Source organism: Kribbella italica, assembly GCF_014205135.1.
Classification (GTDB): Bacteria; Actinomycetota; Actinomycetes; order Propionibacteriales; family Kribbellaceae; genus Kribbella; species Kribbella italica.
The window spans coordinates 6856976-6873629 of the sequence record NZ_JACHMY010000001.1 but is presented as its reverse complement, the minus strand read 5'-3'; the positions used below and the strand labels follow the sequence as shown (position 1 = coordinate 6873629).

The 16654-nt window shown below is 68.8% G+C and carries 13 protein-coding genes, 1 tRNA gene and 1 other RNA gene; 6 read left to right on the top strand and 9 right to left on the bottom strand.

The annotated features are described in order from the left end of the window. Window positions 1–432: 432 nt before the first annotated feature. The 4 genes from HDA39_RS42700 to HDA39_RS32085 form a co-directional block, all read right to left on the bottom strand. On the bottom strand, window positions 433–3831 hold the full coding sequence (locus HDA39_RS42700) for a DNA polymerase III subunit gamma and tau (RefSeq protein ID WP_238356193.1): 3399 nt from the start codon (window positions 3829–3831) through the stop codon (window positions 433–435). Between the two features lie 235 nt (window positions 3832–4066). Next, the gene (locus HDA39_RS32095) at window positions 4067–4483 is read right to left on the bottom strand and encodes a nuclear transport factor 2 family protein (RefSeq protein WP_184801585.1); all 417 of its coding nucleotides are present in this window, start codon (window positions 4481–4483) and stop codon (window positions 4067–4069) included. 318 nt (window positions 4484–4801) lie between these two features. Then, window positions 4802–5680: a glucose-1-phosphate thymidylyltransferase RfbA gene (rfbA, locus tag HDA39_RS32090; protein WP_184801583.1), complete on the bottom strand. Its 879-nt coding sequence runs from the start codon at window positions 5678–5680 to the stop codon at window positions 4802–4804. A 119-nt stretch (window positions 5681–5799) separates the two neighbouring features. After that, window positions 5800–7425 carry a long-chain fatty acid--CoA ligase gene (locus tag HDA39_RS32085; RefSeq protein ID WP_184801581.1) on the bottom strand — a complete coding sequence of 542 codons (1626 nt, stop codon included), beginning with the start codon at window positions 7423–7425 and terminating at the stop codon, window positions 5800–5802. A 112-nt stretch (window positions 7426–7537) separates the two neighbouring features. Here HDA39_RS32085 and HDA39_RS32080 point away from each other — a divergent pair, with 112 nt between their 5' ends. Both HDA39_RS32080 and HDA39_RS32075 read left to right on the top strand, forming a co-directional pair. Continuing rightward, window positions 7538–8035: a MarR family winged helix-turn-helix transcriptional regulator gene (locus HDA39_RS32080; protein ID WP_202893181.1), complete on the top strand. Its 498-nt coding sequence runs from the start codon at window positions 7538–7540 to the stop codon at window positions 8033–8035. 2 nt (window positions 8036–8037) lie between these two features. Further along, window positions 8038–8436 carry an SRPBCC family protein gene (locus HDA39_RS32075; RefSeq protein WP_184801579.1) on the top strand — a complete coding sequence of 133 codons (399 nt, stop codon included), beginning with the start codon at window positions 8038–8040 and terminating at the stop codon, window positions 8434–8436. A gap of 3 nt (window positions 8437–8439) precedes the next feature. On the opposite strand, the gene HDA39_RS32070 is transcribed toward HDA39_RS32075, so the two are convergent. Beyond that, entirely contained in the window at window positions 8440–9612 is a 1173-nt protein-coding gene (locus HDA39_RS32070; RefSeq protein WP_184801577.1) for an acyl-CoA dehydrogenase family protein, read from the bottom strand. Window positions 9613–9706: 94 nt separating this feature from the next. Here HDA39_RS32070 and HDA39_RS32065 point away from each other — a divergent pair, with 94 nt between their 5' ends. Then, window positions 9707–10576, top strand: a complete 870-nt coding sequence (locus tag HDA39_RS32065; protein WP_184801575.1) for an alpha/beta fold hydrolase — start codon at window positions 9707–9709, stop codon at window positions 10574–10576. Window positions 10577–10607: 31 nt separating this feature from the next. On the opposite strand, the gene nadE is transcribed toward HDA39_RS32065, so the two are convergent. Beyond that, window positions 10608–11423 carry an ammonia-dependent NAD(+) synthetase gene (nadE, locus tag HDA39_RS32060; protein ID WP_184801573.1) on the bottom strand — a complete coding sequence of 272 codons (816 nt, stop codon included), beginning with the start codon at window positions 11421–11423 and terminating at the stop codon, window positions 10608–10610. A gap of 130 nt (window positions 11424–11553) precedes the next feature. Between nadE and ffs the strand changes: the two genes are divergently transcribed. Beyond that, window positions 11554–11650: signal recognition particle sRNA small type (gene ffs, locus HDA39_RS32055), an RNA gene on the top strand. A gap of 102 nt (window positions 11651–11752) precedes the next feature. Then, window positions 11753–12565 (top strand): TIGR03620 family F420-dependent LLM class oxidoreductase, encoded by an 813-nt coding sequence (locus HDA39_RS32050; RefSeq protein WP_184801571.1) that lies wholly within the window; start codon window positions 11753–11755, stop codon window positions 12563–12565. 25 nt (window positions 12566–12590) lie between these two features. Here HDA39_RS32050 and HDA39_RS32045 read toward each other — a convergent pair whose 3' ends face one another. Then, on the bottom strand, window positions 12591–13688 hold the full coding sequence (locus HDA39_RS32045; protein ID WP_184801569.1) for a GNAT family N-acetyltransferase: 1098 nt from the start codon (window positions 13686–13688) through the stop codon (window positions 12591–12593). After that, window positions 13670–14314, bottom strand: a complete 645-nt coding sequence (locus tag HDA39_RS32040; RefSeq protein ID WP_184801567.1) for a CatB-related O-acetyltransferase — start codon at window positions 14312–14314, stop codon at window positions 13670–13672. The genes HDA39_RS32045 and HDA39_RS32040 overlap by 19 nt, the downstream gene beginning before the upstream one ends. An 819-nt stretch (window positions 14315–15133) precedes the next feature. Here HDA39_RS32040 and HDA39_RS32035 point away from each other — a divergent pair. Further along, window positions 15134–15221, top strand: a tRNA-Ser gene (locus HDA39_RS32035). Between the two features lie 145 nt (window positions 15222–15366). On the opposite strand, the gene HDA39_RS32030 is transcribed toward HDA39_RS32035, so the two are convergent. Next, window positions 15367–16644 carry a tyrosine-type recombinase/integrase gene (locus tag HDA39_RS32030; RefSeq protein ID WP_184801565.1) on the bottom strand — a complete coding sequence of 426 codons (1278 nt, stop codon included), beginning with the start codon at window positions 16642–16644 and terminating at the stop codon, window positions 15367–15369. Window positions 16645–16654: the final 10 nt, after the last annotated feature.

Below are 16654 nucleotides of genomic sequence, written 5' to 3'. Positions count from 1 at the left end.
GAGCGGAAACCGATACGTGTCCACACCCTGTGGGCAGGACTTATCCACACCATGTGGACAACATGTGCACACCACAGCGCGCGCATCGCCGCTTCCGTCATCCACACCCCATCCCCAACCCTGTGGACAACCTGTTGACACGCGCACCTACAGGCCGCCAGCCCCGCCTCCGACGCAAGCCTCCCCGCTTCCCTCCTCTGCCCGCTGGGCTGCCCCGCTCCCCCGGGTCGGCTCTCCCCAGTCCCCGCCCGGCCCCGCCTTCTCCCCTAGCCCGCCGCCCCACGGCTGTTCTTACTCCCCGCCCTGCCCCGCCCGGCTCAGGGCACTCGCTATCGCCTGCTCAGCAGTCTGCGGGCACGCCAAAGCAGCCCGTCCCCAGACAGGCTGCCTTCCCAGCCGCCAGCTACCTCAGCGACCGCACAGATCGAACCCTCAGTTCGGCTCTTCAGTGATGATCGACGCCCCCAGCGTCTCCCGCAGCAGATCGGTATGCGACCGAGAGTCCTCTTCCAGCACGACGTCGTCGTCCCCGATCGCCATCGCCTCTTCCTCAGGCGTCAACGGCGCTTCCTGAACCTCCGGCGCCGCCGCGGCCTTCCGCGCCTGCTCAGCCGCCACCGCAGCCTCAGCAGCCCGCCGCTTGCTGGCGGCCTGCTCCCGCCGATCCACCTCAGGCGCCGCCGAGGGAGCCGGCGGCCCACCCGCCTGCTGATCAGCCTGCAGCGGAGCCCTCACCACACCAGCAACGTCCTGTACGGCGACCGCCCCGCCCGCAGACGCCCCAACCGCAGAACCGCCAATCGCAGCACCCCCAGCGACCCCAGACCCGCCAACCGCACCATCACCCCAGCCAGCCCCGCCGCTACCGCCCGAGGAACCGCCCTGCCCAGCCGCCCCGGCATCCCCTACCGAACCCGCCGCTCCACCGCCCGCGTTCCCCGCACCGCCAGCACCGTTCGCACCAGCACCGGTGCCCCCTGCACCACCGGTCCCTGCGTCCGCCCACGCTCCCGAGCCAGGCTGCGAACCACCACCGCCACCTACCCCACCACCTTCGGCCCCACCCGCAGCACCGCCGGCTACCGCGTTCCCACCGTCTCCAACCCCACCCGACGCCGCACCAGCAACTTCACCGGCATCAACACCGCCAGCCCCGGATCCACCCGGCCCGTCGTACTCCGTCCCACCACTGCCCCCCGCGCCACCTCCCGGCGCCTCGTAAGCAGCCGTACCACCCACCCCAGAGCCAACTCCACCGGCACTCGACCCTCCGGCACCCAGCCCATCAGACCCCACACCTGCCACATCCGAGCCCGCGCCCGGCGAACCATCGGCCCCGCTGGCCGCGCCCCGCGCACCATCGACCCCGCTGCCTGCGCCCTGTGAATCACCAGCGCCGCCGGCAGGACCACCCTGCGATCCACCAGCACCGCCGGCAGCACCACCCTGCGAACCGCCAGCACCGCCGCCACCCCCGTGCGCCGCCCCGGCCCCACCGCTGTCTCCGTACGAACTTCCGGCCCCACCACCATCACCGTAAGAACCACCGGAACCACCCGCATCGCCGGACGCCCCAGCGCCACCATCGCCGAACGATCCAGCAGCACCACCCGGACCACCCGGACCCGGCTGACTACCCGCCGGCGGAGCCTGATCCCACGACGAACTCGGCGGCGCGGACGGTGGCGCCGGCGGAGGTCCCGCTCCCGACCCAGCGCCCGGATCGGTCGACGGATCCACCACAGCCTCGACCCGCCGGTTCAACCCGATCGTGTCGATCATCGCCTGCCGCAAGATCTCGTCACTGCCGGACCGCGCAAAGCTCTCCCGAGCCCCCGCGTTCACCAGCCCCAACGTCAGAATCTGGTCGTCGACAGCGATCACCTGAGCGTTCTGACTGAGCATGATCCAAGCGAACCGCCGCTTGCTCTTCACCGCCTCCAGCACCTCAGGCCACAACCGCCGAACATCCGCCAGCCCCACAACCCCGGTCGAAATCGGCGCAGCCGCAGCCGGCGCCACTTGCGCAGCCGCAGGCGACTGCCCACCCGTCACCCCAGCGGCCGAACCGGACTCATCGGCCCAAGCCCCAGTCCGACTCCCCGAAGCATTCGCCCCAGCACCCGCAGGCGCCGAACCCCCACCACGCCCAGCCCCGCCAGTCCCAGCACCCGCCAAGCCGGCACCACCAGACCCGCCCGCCGGGGACACCCCACCCGCCGAACCGGACCCGGTCCCGCCAGCGCCACCACTCGAACCAGAACCGCCAGCAGCAGCCGCATCACCAGCAGCAGCCAAGCCACCAGCTCCACCCACCGCCGAGCCATCGCCCGTGCTCGTCGAACCATCGCCCCGGCCCGGACCACTCACCGCAGAACCATCAGCTCCGCCCGCGCCGCTCGCAGCCCGCCCGTCAGCCGCACCAGCACCAGCACCCGCACCCGGCGTGCCAGCTCCGCCCGACCCACCATCCCCAGCACCTGCCGCCGCAGCCCGACCAGCACCACCCGGCCCAGCCACCTCAGCGCCACCGACCGGACCCGCACCACGCCCGTCCGCCACGTCACCACCCGCAGCCGCCCCACCGCCCGGCCGCGCGGCCGGCGCCGCGTCCGCCGTACCAGCAGGCACCCCGATCGTGAGCCGCCGCTCCATCCGATCCAGCCGAGCCTGAATCCCGTTGGTCGAATCGTCAGCACCCGGCAGCAGCACCTTCGCGCAGATCAGCTCCAGCTGCAGCCGAGGCGCCGTCGCCCCGCGCATCTCCAGCAGCCCGGCCGCTACGATGTCCGCCGCCCGGGTCAGTTCAGCCGGCCCGATCCCAGCGGCCTGGGTCTGCAACCGCTCGCCCTGATCCTCCGCCGCCTCGATCAACCCAGAGGCGACCGCGTTCGGCACCGCCGACAGAATCACCAGGTCGCGCAATCGCCGCAGCAGGTCCTCCGCGAACCGCTTCGGGTCCTGCCCGGTCTCGATCACCTTCTCGACCGTCTCGAACACAGCCCGGCTGTCATGCGCCGCAAACCCGTCAACGCACGCATCCAGCAACGAGTCCGGCGTGAAGCCGAGCAGCGCAACCGCCAGCTCGTACGTCACACCCTCCGGCCCGGCCCCACCGATCAGCTGGTCGAGCACACTCAGCGAGTCGCGCACCGACCCGGCACCAGCCCGCACCACCAACGGCAGCGCGGCCGGCGCGATCGCCACGCCCTCGGCCTCGCACAGCGTCGCCATGTAATCCCCTAGCGCCTTCGGCGGCACCAGGCGGAACGGGTAGTGGTGGGTCCGGGACCGAATCGTCCCGATCACCTTGTCCGGCTCGGTCGTGGCGAAGATGAACTTGAGGTGCGGCGGCGGTTCCTCGACCAGCTTCAGCAGGGCGTTGAAGCCCTGCGTGGTCACCATGTGCGCCTCGTCGATGATGTAGATCTTGTACCGGCTCTCGACCGGCGCGAAGAACGCCCGCTCGCGCAGGTCCCGCGCGTCGTCGACACCACCGTGCGACGCCGCGTCGATCTCGATCACGTCGATGCTGCCCGGCCCACCGCGCGCCAGATCGGTGCACGACTTGCACACCCCGCACGGCTCCGCGATCGGGCCCTTCTCACAGTTGATCGCCCGCGCCAGGATCCGCGCACTGGTGGTCTTGCCACACCCACGTGGACCGGAGAACAGATAGGCGTGGTTCACCCTGTTGTTGCTCAGCGCGTTCCGCAACGGTGCCGTGACATGGTCCTGCCCGATCACCTCGGCAAACGTCTCCGGGCGATACCGGCGGTACAACGCAAGAGGTGCTTCCACGACCGCAACCCTAGCGCCGAGCGCCGACAATTCCTCCCCAGCCCATCAGCCCCAGCGATTCAACTCGACAACGACCCGGTACGGCGCACAGGCCTCCGCCCACCCGCCCGCACCCGGCCCACCGACCACCCAGCTCCGTCAACGCCCTCTCGCGCCTCACACAGCTCGATCACCGACCTCCCGCCGACCCACACAACCGCACCCGCGGCCGGCCACGTGTCACGCACCTCCTGCACGACACCCCCTCGCTCTGCGCGAGGCCCGATCAACCTGCCAGTGCGGTGACGGCAGCCGGATCCCAGTAGTACGGCCGGAACTCCGTGACCAGCCCGCCCTGAACCCGATTCACCTGAACAAGCGAAGTCTCCAGCGACCGCCCGGTCGACTGAGCCGTGAACCGAACCTCCAGATGCACCGCGACCTGATCCCCCTCGGCAACCTGCCGCGTGGACAAGAAGTCGAGCCCGGACCAGGTGGCACTGAACTCCCCCAGGAACTTCTCGATCCCTTCCCGCCCACGCCAGACCCCGCTGTACGGAAGCCCCGGCTGCGACCACAGACACACCTCGTCATCCAGCAACGCCGCCACCGGCCCGAAGTCCGCCCGCCCAGGCCCACCCGCGGCCACGTACTCAGCCTCAGCCCGGTAGAAATGCTCCAGAACGACTCCCGCAGATGTCATGCCACCGACCGTAATTCCGGGCCGGGGATTCGTCTGGCGACATCACGCCACGAGGTTCGAGCCCGCGTGCTGCGACCCGCCGCCGGGTCGCGTGCGCGACGGCGGCGGCGATGCCCTCGATATCGGCGTACGACGTACGACGACTGCCCAAGGCGACTGGGTCGCTCCAGGTCCCGCAGCCGCGCTACTCCAGGCGCTTGACCCGCTGGTGCACGGCCGATGACCCGCTGGTGCCCGGCCGACGTGGACAGGCCGGTCGCCTTGCCGACCTCGCGGGACTTACCCCCGTGAGGCTCACACGGCGCGCACCTTCGCAGCTCAGCTCAGCGGGCCGTCTTCCTCGAGGAGCCCGTGCAGATACGTGCCGTACCCCGACTTGGCCAGCGTGTCGGCGCGAGCCTTCAACCCGTCGTCGTCGATGAACCCACGACGCCAGGCGATCTCCTCCGGGCAACCGATCTTCTGCCCCTGCCGCATCTCCACCGCGCGGACGAACTCCCCAGCCGCCATCAACGAGTCGAACGTCCCCGTGTCCAGCCAGGCCGTACCCCGCGGCAGCACCTCGACCTGAAGCCGCTTGGCGTCCAGGTACACCTCGTTCACCGACGAGATCTCCAGCTCACCGCGCGCGGACGGCTTGATGTCCTTGGCGATGTCGACGACATCGGCGGAGTAGAAGTACAGCCCCGGAACCGCGTAGTTGCTCTTCGGCTCCTTCGGCTTCTCCTCGATGCTGAGCGCCTTGCCGTCGGCGTCGAACTCGACCACGCCGTACGCCGTCGGATCCGCGACCCGGTAGGCGAACACCACGCCGCCGTCGACCTCGTTGAACGTCTGCAGGTGCACCCCGAGCCCGGGCCCGTAGAAGATGTTGTCGCCCAGCGCGAGCGCGACCGGCTCGTTCTGGATGAACTGCTCGCCGATCAGGAACGCCTGCGCCAGCCCGTCCGGGCTCGGCTGCACGGCGTACGTGATCTCCATCCCGAACTGCGAACCGTCGCCCAGCAGCCGTTTGAACTGCGCCGCGTCGTCCGGCGTGGTGATGACCAGGACCTCACGGATGTTGGCCAGCATCAGCGTCGACAGCGGGTAGTAGATCATCGGCTTGTCGTAGACCGGGAGCAGTTGCTTGCTCGCGGCCATCGTGAGCGGGTGCAGTCGGGTGCCGGAACCGCCGGCCAGGATGATCCCTCGCATGCGACCGCACCTTACCGACGTTCCCGGTCCATGCCACATCGGCCACTGGTCCACTCCCACCACGGACCACACCCAGCCCACGCCGAACTCCAGCCACACCTCGTCGCAGAGGCCCTGGGTCACTCCAAGTGGTACTCCGCGAACCGGCTCCGCAGGTCCTTCTTCGAGAACTTGCCGACCGACGTCTTCGGCACCTCGTCGATGAACTCGACCGCATCCGGCAGCCACCACTTCGCCACCAGCGGCTCGAGGTACGCCAGGATCTCCTCGCCCGTCGCCGACTCGCCCTCTTGCAGCACCACGCAGGCCAGCGGCCGCTCGTCCCACTTCGGATGCGGTACGCCGATGACCGCCGCCTCCTTCACGGCCGGGTGAGCCATCAGCAAGTTCTCCAACTCCACCGAGCTGATCCACTCCCCGCCGGACTTCACCAGGTCCTTCGTCCGGTCGACCAGCCGCACCGACCCGTACTGGTCGATCGCCGCGACGTCCCCGGTCTTCATCCAGCCGTCCTCGGTGTTCAGCTCCACTCCCGCATCGGGCCGGTAGTACTCCGCCGCGATCCACGGCCCGCGCACCTGCAGCTCACCGGTCGCCTCGTCGTCCCACGCCAGCGGCGTGGTCGACCCGGGCTCCACGATCCGAACCTCGACTCCCGGCAACGGCAGTCCCTGCCGCGCCCGCAGCTTCGCCTGCTCGTCCTCCGGCAGCCCTTGATCGCGGATGGGAACATGCGAGGCCGTCGCGACCGGGCTGGTCTCCGTCATGCCCCACGCCTGCAGGATCGGCTTGCCCAGCTTCTCCCGGAACGCCTCCGACAGCGCCAGCGGAACCGCCGACCCACCGCACGGGATCCGCCGCAGCTTCGGCAGCTCGACACCGTCGAGCAGCGGGAGCAGCCCCTGCCAGATCGTCGGTACGCCGGCCGACAGCGTGACCTCTTGTTCCTGCAGGAGTTTCAGGATCCCCTGCGGCGACATGTCCGGCCCGGGGAAGACCAGGCTCGCCCCCGCCATCGGCGCTGCGTGCGCGAGCCCCCAGGCGTTCGCGTGGAACATCGGGACCACCGGCATCACCGTATCGCTCTCGTGCAGCCCGATCCCGGCATTGGTCAGTACGCCGATCGAGTGCAACCAGGTCGACCGGTGTGAGTAGACGACGCCCTTGGGATTGCCCGTCGTACCGCTCGTGTAGCACATCGCCGCCGCCTGGTTCTCGTCCTCGACGTGGAACTCGACCGGCTCAGCCGCGGCCAGCAGCTCCTCGTAGTCGTGGAACCGGTCGTCGTCCGGAAGCTCGGCTCCCGGTGCCCCGGCCGGCAGGTCGTCCATCACGACGACGTGCCGCAGCAACGGCAACCGGTCCAGCAGCGGCAGGAACAGCCCCAGCAGCGAGCGGTCCACGAAGACGATCTCGTCCTCGGCATGGTTGGCGATGTACACCACCTGGTCGGGGAAGAGCCTGATGTTGAGCGTGTGCAGGACCCGCCCGGTGCAGGGCGCGCCGAAGTACAGCTCGAGGTGGCGTCCCGAGTTCCAGGCGAACGTGCCGACCCGGCCGTCGGCACTGATCCCCAGGTTGTCGAGCACGCCGCCCAGGCGTCTGGTCCGCGCGGCCCACTCGCCGTACGTCATGGTCACGGGCGCTGGGCCGCCGGTGTGCACGGTCTTGTCCGGGAAGAACTGCTCCGCCCGGCGGAAGATGGTGTCCAGGGACAGCTGGTAGTCCTGCATCAGACCCTTCATGGCCCCACTGTGCCAGTTCCGATGGCGCCTTGACCATGACCTCACCACGCACTCTCTGCGCACTTTCCATGCACTCGCCCACGGCTCCGCGGTGCCGGAAGCAACAGATGACATGACATACGTGTCGTGTAATATATTTCTCGTGAAGCCGGCCGAGGAGCTGCGGTACCTGGTGCTCGCGATCCAGCGCGAGGGAAATCGCCTGCTCGCCACCGATCTCCGCCCGCTCGGGATCACCCCGTCACAGGCCGAAGTCCTCCGCGTCCTGCGCGATCACGGCCCGTTGACGCTCAACGCGCTCGGCGGACTGCTCGTCTGCGAGACCGGCACGAGCCCGAGCCGGCTGGTCGAGCGACTGGTCGGCCAAGGCCTCGTACGGCGTGAGACCGACAAGGTCGACCGCCGCTACCTGGCGCTCAGCCTCACCTCGCGCGGGCGTCAGCTCTGCCGGCGCGTCGTCACCGCCGAGGAGCGGCTGCATCGGCGAATCGCCGACCTGGTCGCCGGGCAGCCGGTCGACGAAACCATCAGCACGCTGCGAGCCGTCGCCGAGGCCTTCCCGGCCGGAGCGGCCCTGGCTCGCCGGCGCGACACCGTGAAGGAGAAATAGCCATGGAGTACGCGAGCTCGACCATCCCCGCCTCGCGGGACGCGATCCGGCGCGCATTGCTCGACGCGCGCGCCCTGCCGGAGTGGAACGAGGCCTTCGTTTCCCTCGACGGACCGGCCACGCCGACAGTCGGTACGCCGTACAAGCTGAAGGTCCGCCCGCGCTTCACCGGCGAGCTGAAGTACACGGTGATCGAGCCGGACCGGGTCGAGTTCGTCTGGGAGGTCCCCGGCTTCCACGAGACCGCCAGCTGGATGATCGGCCCGGACGGAGAGGTCACGCACGCCTTCAGCCAGTCCGGTCCCCTCGCCACGGTCCTGCGCCCGGCGTACCGAGGAATCGCCGCGGTCCGCCTCGGCCGCCTCACCAACCGCCTGACTCAGCTGGCCCGCGCCGCCTGAGTGCTAGTGGAAGTGCGCGCCCGGCTTGCGGTAGCCGCGGAGCAGGTCGCGGGAGATGATCAGCCGCTGCATCTCGTCCGTACCTTCGAAGATGCGCCACAGGCGGACCTCGCGGAACCACCGCTCGATCGGCAGCTCCTTCGTGTAGCCCATTCCGCCGTGGATCTGCAGCACACGATCCGCGACCCGGTTGACTGTATTGGTTCCGTACAGCTTCGCGATCGCGCTGTCGTGCTGCGGATGCCGGCCCTGGTCGACCACCCACGCGGCGTACAGGACGAGCCAGCGCGCCGCCTCCAGCTCGACCTCCGAGTCGGCGATCATCCACTGGATCGCCTGGTTGTCCCCGATCGCGCGGCCGAACGTCTCGCGGCTGTTCGCGTGCTCGACCGCCAGCTCGATCAACCGCTCGCAGGCGCCGATGCCCCGCGACGGAATCAGGAACCGCCCCTTCATGATCCAGCGCATCGCCAGCTCGTACCCCTGGCCGATCTCGCCCAGCACATGATCGGCCGGCACCCGGACGTCGTCGAAGTTGAGCGTCGCGGGCACCGCCTGCCCCATCGTCACGATCGGATCCGACGTCCAGCCCCGCTCCCGATCGACCAGGAACGCGGTGAAGCCGCCCTTCGACCCCAGCTCCCCGTCCGTCACCGCGATCACGATCGCGAAATCCGCCTCGTTGCCGCCGGTGATGAACGTCTTCTCCCCGCGGATCACCCACTCGTCGCCGTCGCGCCGCGCCGTCGTCCGGATCGCCCGGGTGTCGGAGCCGGCGCCCGGTTCGGTGATCGCGAAGCACGACCTGCGCTCGCCGGAGATGGTCGGCAGCAGGTACTCCTTACGCTGCTCCTCGTTGCACTCGTAGAGGATGTTGTCGGCCTCGCCGCCGAAGGAGAACGGGACGAAGGTCCTGCCCAGCTCGCTCGTGATCAACGCCTGGTCGACCGCCGAGAGATCCATCCCGCCGTACTCCTCAGGCGTGCTCAGCCCCCAGAACCCGAAGCTCTTCGCCTTCTCCCGCAGGGCTTTCACGACGTCCGGCTCGACGCCCGGCAACCCTTCCCGCTCGCGCCGCAGGACTTCGTTCTCCAGCGGCATCAGCTCCCGCCGGACGAACTCCCGGGTGGTGGCCCGGATCGCCTGCTGTTCCTCGGTGAGCGAGAAGTCGACCATGCAACGCCTCCTGGATTCTGCGTCCGGAAGAATGCCTGAAGAGTTCCTACTGAGTGCATTCTTTGCCACCTTAGGCCGATCTACTCTCGATCACATGTTGACCGAGATTCGCGACACACGCCTGTACGTCGACCAGCGCGGCGCCACCGACGCACCACCTCTGCTCTACATCCACGGCGGCCCCGGCGCGGGGTCCTACGACTTCCTCGCCTACCAGGGCGATCGACTGGCCGAGCGGCTCCACGTGATCGGCGTCGACCAACGCGGCGTCCAGCAGTCCGACCCGATCGACGGACCGGTCACCGAGGACCTCGTGATCGCGGACTTCGAGGCGCTGCGCGAGCGGCTCGGGCTGGAGCACTGGGCGATTCTCGGCCACTCGTACGGCGGCCGCCTGGCGCTGCGGTACGCCGCGAACCATCCGTCGTCGGTCAGTCGGGTGATCTTCGAGAATCCGCCGTGGGACATGGTCCTGGCCACCCGCACGTTGGTGGAGTCCGCCAAACCGATGCTCACCGAGCTCGGACTCCTGGACGAGGCCAACAGGCTGCTGTCCTGGACCGGCCCTGCGACCACCGAGATGTGGACCGATCGGACCACCCTGCTGCAGCAGCTCGGAGAGCGCCGGATGGAGATCTATCTCGGACCGACCTCCCGAGACCTGGTGCTTCCTTCCGGCGACCTGCCAGAGGAGATTCAAGAACGCGCCGGCTACTTCGCCCAGACCATTGCCCAGAGCACCAGCTTCAACGAGTCCCTGGTCCCGTTCCTCACCCGCCTGTCCCAACCGGCCCTGCTCATCAAAGGCCTGCACGACCCGGTCACGAGTCCCGAGGAGATCCGCCATTTCCGTACTGATGTCGCCAACGGCAGCTACCGCTGCTTCGAGGGCGCGGGCCATTTCGTCCACGCCGAGCAGCCCACGGAGTACGCCGATGCCGTCACCGAGTTCGTGCTCCGCTGAGCTGCCGGCCGGCTCCGCGGTCCACGGAGGGTCAGACGGCGACCGGGACCGCGCGCTTGTGAATGGTGCGGCGGTGGTAGCCGATGATGACCTCGGCCGCCTCGGGCTCGATCTCGCGACCTTCGAGGAAGTCGTCGATCTGGTCGTAGGTGACCCCGAGCACGGTCTCGTCCGGTACGCCCGGGCGGTCGGACTCGAGATCCGCGGTCGGGACCTTGCCGGTGATCTCCGGGGCAGCACCGAGCCGTTCGCCCAGGGCGCGGACGCGACGCTTGGTCAGGCCGGAGAGCGGCGTCAGGTCGCACGCGCCATCGCCGTACTTGGTGAAGAAGCCCATCACGGCCTCCGCGGCGTGGTCGGTGCCGACGACCAGGCCGCCGCGCGCGCCGGCGACGACGTACTGGGCGATCATCCGCTGCCGTGCCTTGATGTTGCCGGTGTGGAAGTCGGCGCGGTCGCCGAGTCCCGCGTGGGAGACCGACCCGACCATCGCGTCGGTGGCCGACTTGATGTCGACGGTGAGCGTCTCGTCGGGCTTGATGAACTCGAGCGCCCGCTGAGCGTCGTCCTCGTCGTGCTGGACGCCGTACGGGAGCCGCATCGCGACGAAGCTCGCGTCACCGCCATCGGCCCGGACCCGCTCGACCGCGAGCTGGCACAGCCGCCCGGCCGTGCTGGAGTCGACGCCGCCGCTGATCCCCAGCACGTACGCCGAGGAGCGGGCCAGCCGCAGCCGGTCGACCAGGAAGCCGATCCGCCGCTCGATCTCGAGGTCCGCATCGAACGACGGCGACACCCCGAGCTCGGCGATGATCAGTTCCTGCAGGTAGCGACGGTCCTCGCTCATCGATCTCCCTCACCGGTCGAATCCCGGCCTCCAGTATCCAAGTCAGCTCCGGTCGCCTCGTCTCCGCCCCCGACGCGAGCGTCGGCCGGAGCCGATTCCCGATCCGCGGTGGCGATCCCGTACACTCTTGGCTGGTTCCCCGCGTGGCGGTATCTCGCCCAACTCCCCCAGGGCCGGAAGGCAGCAAGGGTAAGTGAGCTCTTCCGGGTGCGCGGGGAATCCTTATGTCCGGGCCCGCTCAGGTGTGTGCTCCCTGCCGCGGAAACCGTTGAGTCTCCGCGTCCACAGGCACCGCGTGAGCAGTTAGCGGGCGACCTAAGGTGGGTGGCGTGAACAAGCCGTCGTTCGGACCGTTCGGGATCACCACTGGGTTGACCAGTTCACCGGAGTCGCTGGAAGCAGCCCGGGTTGCCGAGGAGTTGGGCTACCCGGTGATCTGGCTGTCGGGCGGGCCGCTGCCCGGACTCCAGACGATCAGGGACCTGGTCGAGGCGACGAACACGATCAGGTATGTCACCGGGATCCTGTCGGTCGACGCTTACTCGGCCGAGGACGTGGCGGCGACGTACGCCGCGGTCGAGGCGGAGACGCCTGGCCGGTTCACCGTCGGTCTGGGCGGGGCGCACGGATCGCATCCCCTGGCAGCACTCGGCGAGTACCTCGATCAGCTCGCCGTACCGCAGGAGCACCGACTGCTGGCCGCGCTCGGGCCACGGATGCTGAAGCTCGCCGGCGAGCGGACCGCTGGCGCGTACCCGTTCCTGGTGACGGCGGACTACACAGCCGAGGCGCGGGCGGCATTGGGCGACGACAAACTGCTGGCGGTCAGCCATCTGGTGGTCGTCGAAGCCGACGCGGATCGAGCCCGCTCGATCGCCCGCGACACCATCAGCTTCTTCACCGGCATCCCCGGGTACGCCGCGAACCTCCGCCGGATGGGCTTCACCGACGACGACTTCTCCGAGCTCCCAGACCACATGGTCGACGCGTTGGCCGCGTGGGGGACTCCCGGTCAGATCGCCGAGAGTCTTCACCAGCACTTGACCGCCGGAGCCGACCACGTCGCCGTCAACGTCATCACCGGCATCACAGGCCCACAGCCGACCGAGCAATGGCGAACGCTGGCGCCCGCCTTGCTCTGACACCGGGTCGGCTGTCGCCTGATGGCTAGCGATTCTGGCGGGCTAGCAGCTCGGGGATCCAGTGGTCGCCGTACCGGTCCTGAAGCTCCGGCAGTTGCCAGTCCGATCCAGTGATCAGCCGACGGCAGAGAGCTGAGCCGCAAGCACAGCTCATCTGCCAGTCCGGGATGCCCGTGCTGGTGCCGTAGTCGCTGGTCAGCTCGTCTCCGGGCGCGAAGTCCCGGCGAGCGGTCAGGGTGACGGCGTCGGTCCACCAGGTGTTCGGGTCGCAGCCGTGGTTGCCGTACGCAATGACCGGTCGCGGGTCGTTCGGAAGGACCAGGTGGAGATCCTCCTCCAGCGTGATCGTGTCGACCGGCGGATGCTTCAGCAGCTCGGTCAGCTCAGCCGTCGACACCTTGCGCCCGGCCAGCACCGAGACGACCTCGCCGGCAGCGATCGGTGCCGTGGCGAACAATCCCTGCCCCGCGATCGACGACTCCCGTACGACGAGGTGCGGATGCGCCCAGCACAGCGCCTTCTCGTAGAGCCGAGCCGTCGAGGTCACCGCCTCGTTCTCGTACGCCTTCGCCTCGCCGGTCGCCTCGAACCCCTGCCGAACCCAGAACGGCGTCGCCGACTCCGCGTTCGTATCGACCACCGCCAGCCGAAGGCGTCGGACCTCCATCCAGTTCTCCACGACGTACTGCTCCACCAGCCGGTACGCCGTACGCCCGATCCCGCGCCCCTGCCGGCCACGACGCACCTGAAGCAGGCCAATGAACGCAACCGACTCATCCGGATATCCGCGAAGAAGATCAACAACCGCAACCAACTCGCCGCCACCACCCGCCGACTTGCCGCTGTTCGTCGCCCCGAACCCATGGTCTTCGGACGACCCTGACCCGTCGTCGTCAGCCGCCTTGGATTGTGCGTCCTCGACCGCCGCGGACTCATCGCCCTCGAACACCCCAAGGACCACCTTCGCCTCGGCGCTCAGCCCCGGCGGCCGCATCGTCAGCAGGCCCTGCGCGTCAGCCGCGCCAGGCGGCGCTCCCGTGATCCGCTCGTTGTAACCCGGATCAGACTCGATCAGCCCCTGGACGGCCTCAACGTCGGCAGCGCCTAGCGGACGGACTTCCACACGCTCTCCAGCTCGTCAATGCTCCCCGCCATGATCGCCGGGACATGCTGGGTGACCACCTCGGCCGGCCAGTCCCACCAAGCGATCGCCAGCAGCCGCTCGACGTCCTCATCGCTGAACCGCCGCCGAATCACCTTCGCCGGATTCCCACCGACGATCCCGTAGTCCGGCACGTCATCGACCACCACCGCCCCCGTCGCGACGATCGCCCCGTGCCCGATCCGTACACCCGGCATCACCTTCGCGTCCAACCCGAACCACACGTCGTTCCCCACCACGGTGTCCCCACGGCCCGGCAACCCGGTGATCAGCCCGAAGTGCGCAGCCCAGTCCCCACCCATGATCGGAAACGGGTACGTCGAAGGCCCGTCCATCCGGTGATTGGCCCCGTTCATCACAAACGTCGTACCGGTCCCCAGCGCGCAGTACTTCCCGATCCGCAACTTCTCCGGCCCGTAGTGATAAAGCACGTTCCGCGTCTCGAAACCCTCCGGATCGTCGGGGTCGTCGTAGTAGGTGTACTCCCCCACTTCAATCAACGCCGACCGCACCAACGGCTTCAGCAACACCACCCGCTCAGCCCCCACCACCGGCCGCACCACATCAGGATCAGGCACTCCACTCATCCCCCGACCCTAGAACCAACCCCGGTCCCAAGCCTCCCGTTTTCACAACCCCACGCATGCCGTCCCCGCTATCACCAGCCGGTCGCCGGTCGCCGGTCGCCGGTCGCCGACGAGCGAACCGAGATGCGGGCGCCGGGAGGTGAAACGCCGGGGCCCGTGTGCCGGGAGGCGCGATGCGAGGGAGCCGGGCGCAAAGCGCGGAAAGGCAAGTGCCGGGCGGCGCGGGGCGATGCCGGAAGGCGCGGGAGGCGGACGCCGGGAGGCGGTGGCAGGTGCCGGGAGGCGCGGGGGCGGTGGCGGGAGGCGCGCTGACGATGCCGGGAGGCACGCGGGGCAGATGCCGGGAGGTGCAGGGAAGCCGCCGTGGCCCGGCTCGATCACCACCGTGTGCGCGGATGCCAGGAGGCTCGGGGGACGATGCCGCGAATCGCGAGGCAGGGTGCCAGGAGGTGCGGAGCAGATCCCGTTAGGCCCGATGCGCCCGTGCACGGGACGCGCAGGCGGCAGGCGGCAGGCGGCAGGCGGCAGGCGGCAGGCGGCAGGCGGCAGGCGGCAGGCGGCAGGCGGCAGGCGGCAGGATCCTGGTACCGGCCGGTTGCCGGACGCGGAGGAGTCCCCGGGTGGCCCGACTGTGGGGATCGGCGCCCGGCGTCGGCAGCTGGCGGCTGTATCCCTGGCCTGGTTGCCGGGAGACGAGGCGTCCTCCATGCACCCGGTTGCCGGGCGGCGTTGGCTCCGGAAGGGCTCTCCTCGATCCACTCCGGGGCTTCCCACCCCCGATTTCCCCCCGCCCACCCCGCTCGCGTATTCTCTCCGCTTGGAGGATTCGCCTAGTGGCCTAGGGCGCACGCTTGGAAAGCGTGTTGGGGGCAACCCCTCACGAGTTCGAATCTCGTATCCTCCGCCACTCTCCGAGGGGCCGATTGACCGGTGTTTCCGCTGGTCAGAGCAACATCCGGTCACTCGCAGAGAACGAAGTAGAACCGGCCCGGTCGCATCAGCGACCGGGCCGGTTTCTCGTGTGGTCTCAGTTCTGGTCTCATTTGGCCCCGTCAGGCCGGTACGGCGACCCCCGCTGCTCCGCCTTCCTCGTCTCGATCCTCCGGAGTCGCAGGCAGGTCGGGAACGGCCCAGAGCAAGCCGCCGACCCGGTCGGCAATGTCGCGACGGACTGCCTCGGTGATGTGCTGATAGCGGGCAGCCATGGCCGTTGTCGACCAGCCCATGATCCCCATCACTGCCCGCTCCGGCACCCCGAGCACCAGGAGAACCGTTGCGGCGGTGTGCCGGGCGTCATGCAGCCGACCTTCTCGGACTTCAGCCGCTGTCAGCAATTCCTTCCACCGGTGGTAGTCAGTGTTCGGATTCAGGGGCTCTCCTGTCTCCGACGCAAACACCCAACCACCTTCTTGCCAGAGCTGCCGCGCCGCTGATCGCTCGGCGTCCTGTTGCTTCTTATGCGCCCGCAGGAGTTCTACTAGCTTGTCGGGTAGCCCCATGCTGCGGCGGCCAGCCTTCGACTTCGTGTTAGCGACCTCCGGCCCGACCTGCCGTCGATCAGGGCAGTAGCCCGCGTGCTTCCTACCGCACTGGTCACCGCATCCGTGTTCGTACTTTGGCCTCACCCGGCTTCGGCGGACTCTGAGTACTCCTTTGTCCAGGTCGACGTCCGACCACATCAGGCCGAGCGCTTCGCCCTGGCGAAGTCCAAGCGCAAGCGCGAAGGCCCATCGGGTGCTGTTCCGCGACTTCTTGGCCTCCTCGAGAATGAGCTGGACCTCAGCCACGGTGTACGGCTCTACCTCGTCATCCACATCATCGATTCGCGGCGGCTTGGCCATTGCAGCGGGATTCTTGGTGATGCGCTTCCGGCGATGCGCCACACCAAGAGCCGTGCGGATCGTTCTGTGAGCCTGATGGGCCGTCCCTGCCTTGCTCCCCTCCTCCTGCATCTTCCGGTAGAGCTTTTCGAGGTGCTCAGGCTCAAGCTTGTCGAGTCTGTGAGCACCGATCCCAGGAATCAGGTGCTTCCGTACGGCGACCTCGTAGGCCGCATAGCTCGACTCTCGAACACTCGGCCGCGCGATGTTCTCAAGCCAGTGATTCAGCCACATCTCTACTGTCCACGGCTTTCCTGCCTTGCGGACATTGCCGTCCTCGCGGGAGCGCTCCAGCTCACGCACCTTCTTCGTTACGACGGCCTCACTCTTGCCGCGCACGTGTCGCCGGTCCGGCGTTCCGTCGTCCTTGACTCCGACGGTGACTCGGCCGTGCCAGCCACCGTCTGAGCCCTTGTAGATGCTTGAGGCGTGGTTCGGTTTGCGTCCCATTCTCAACTCC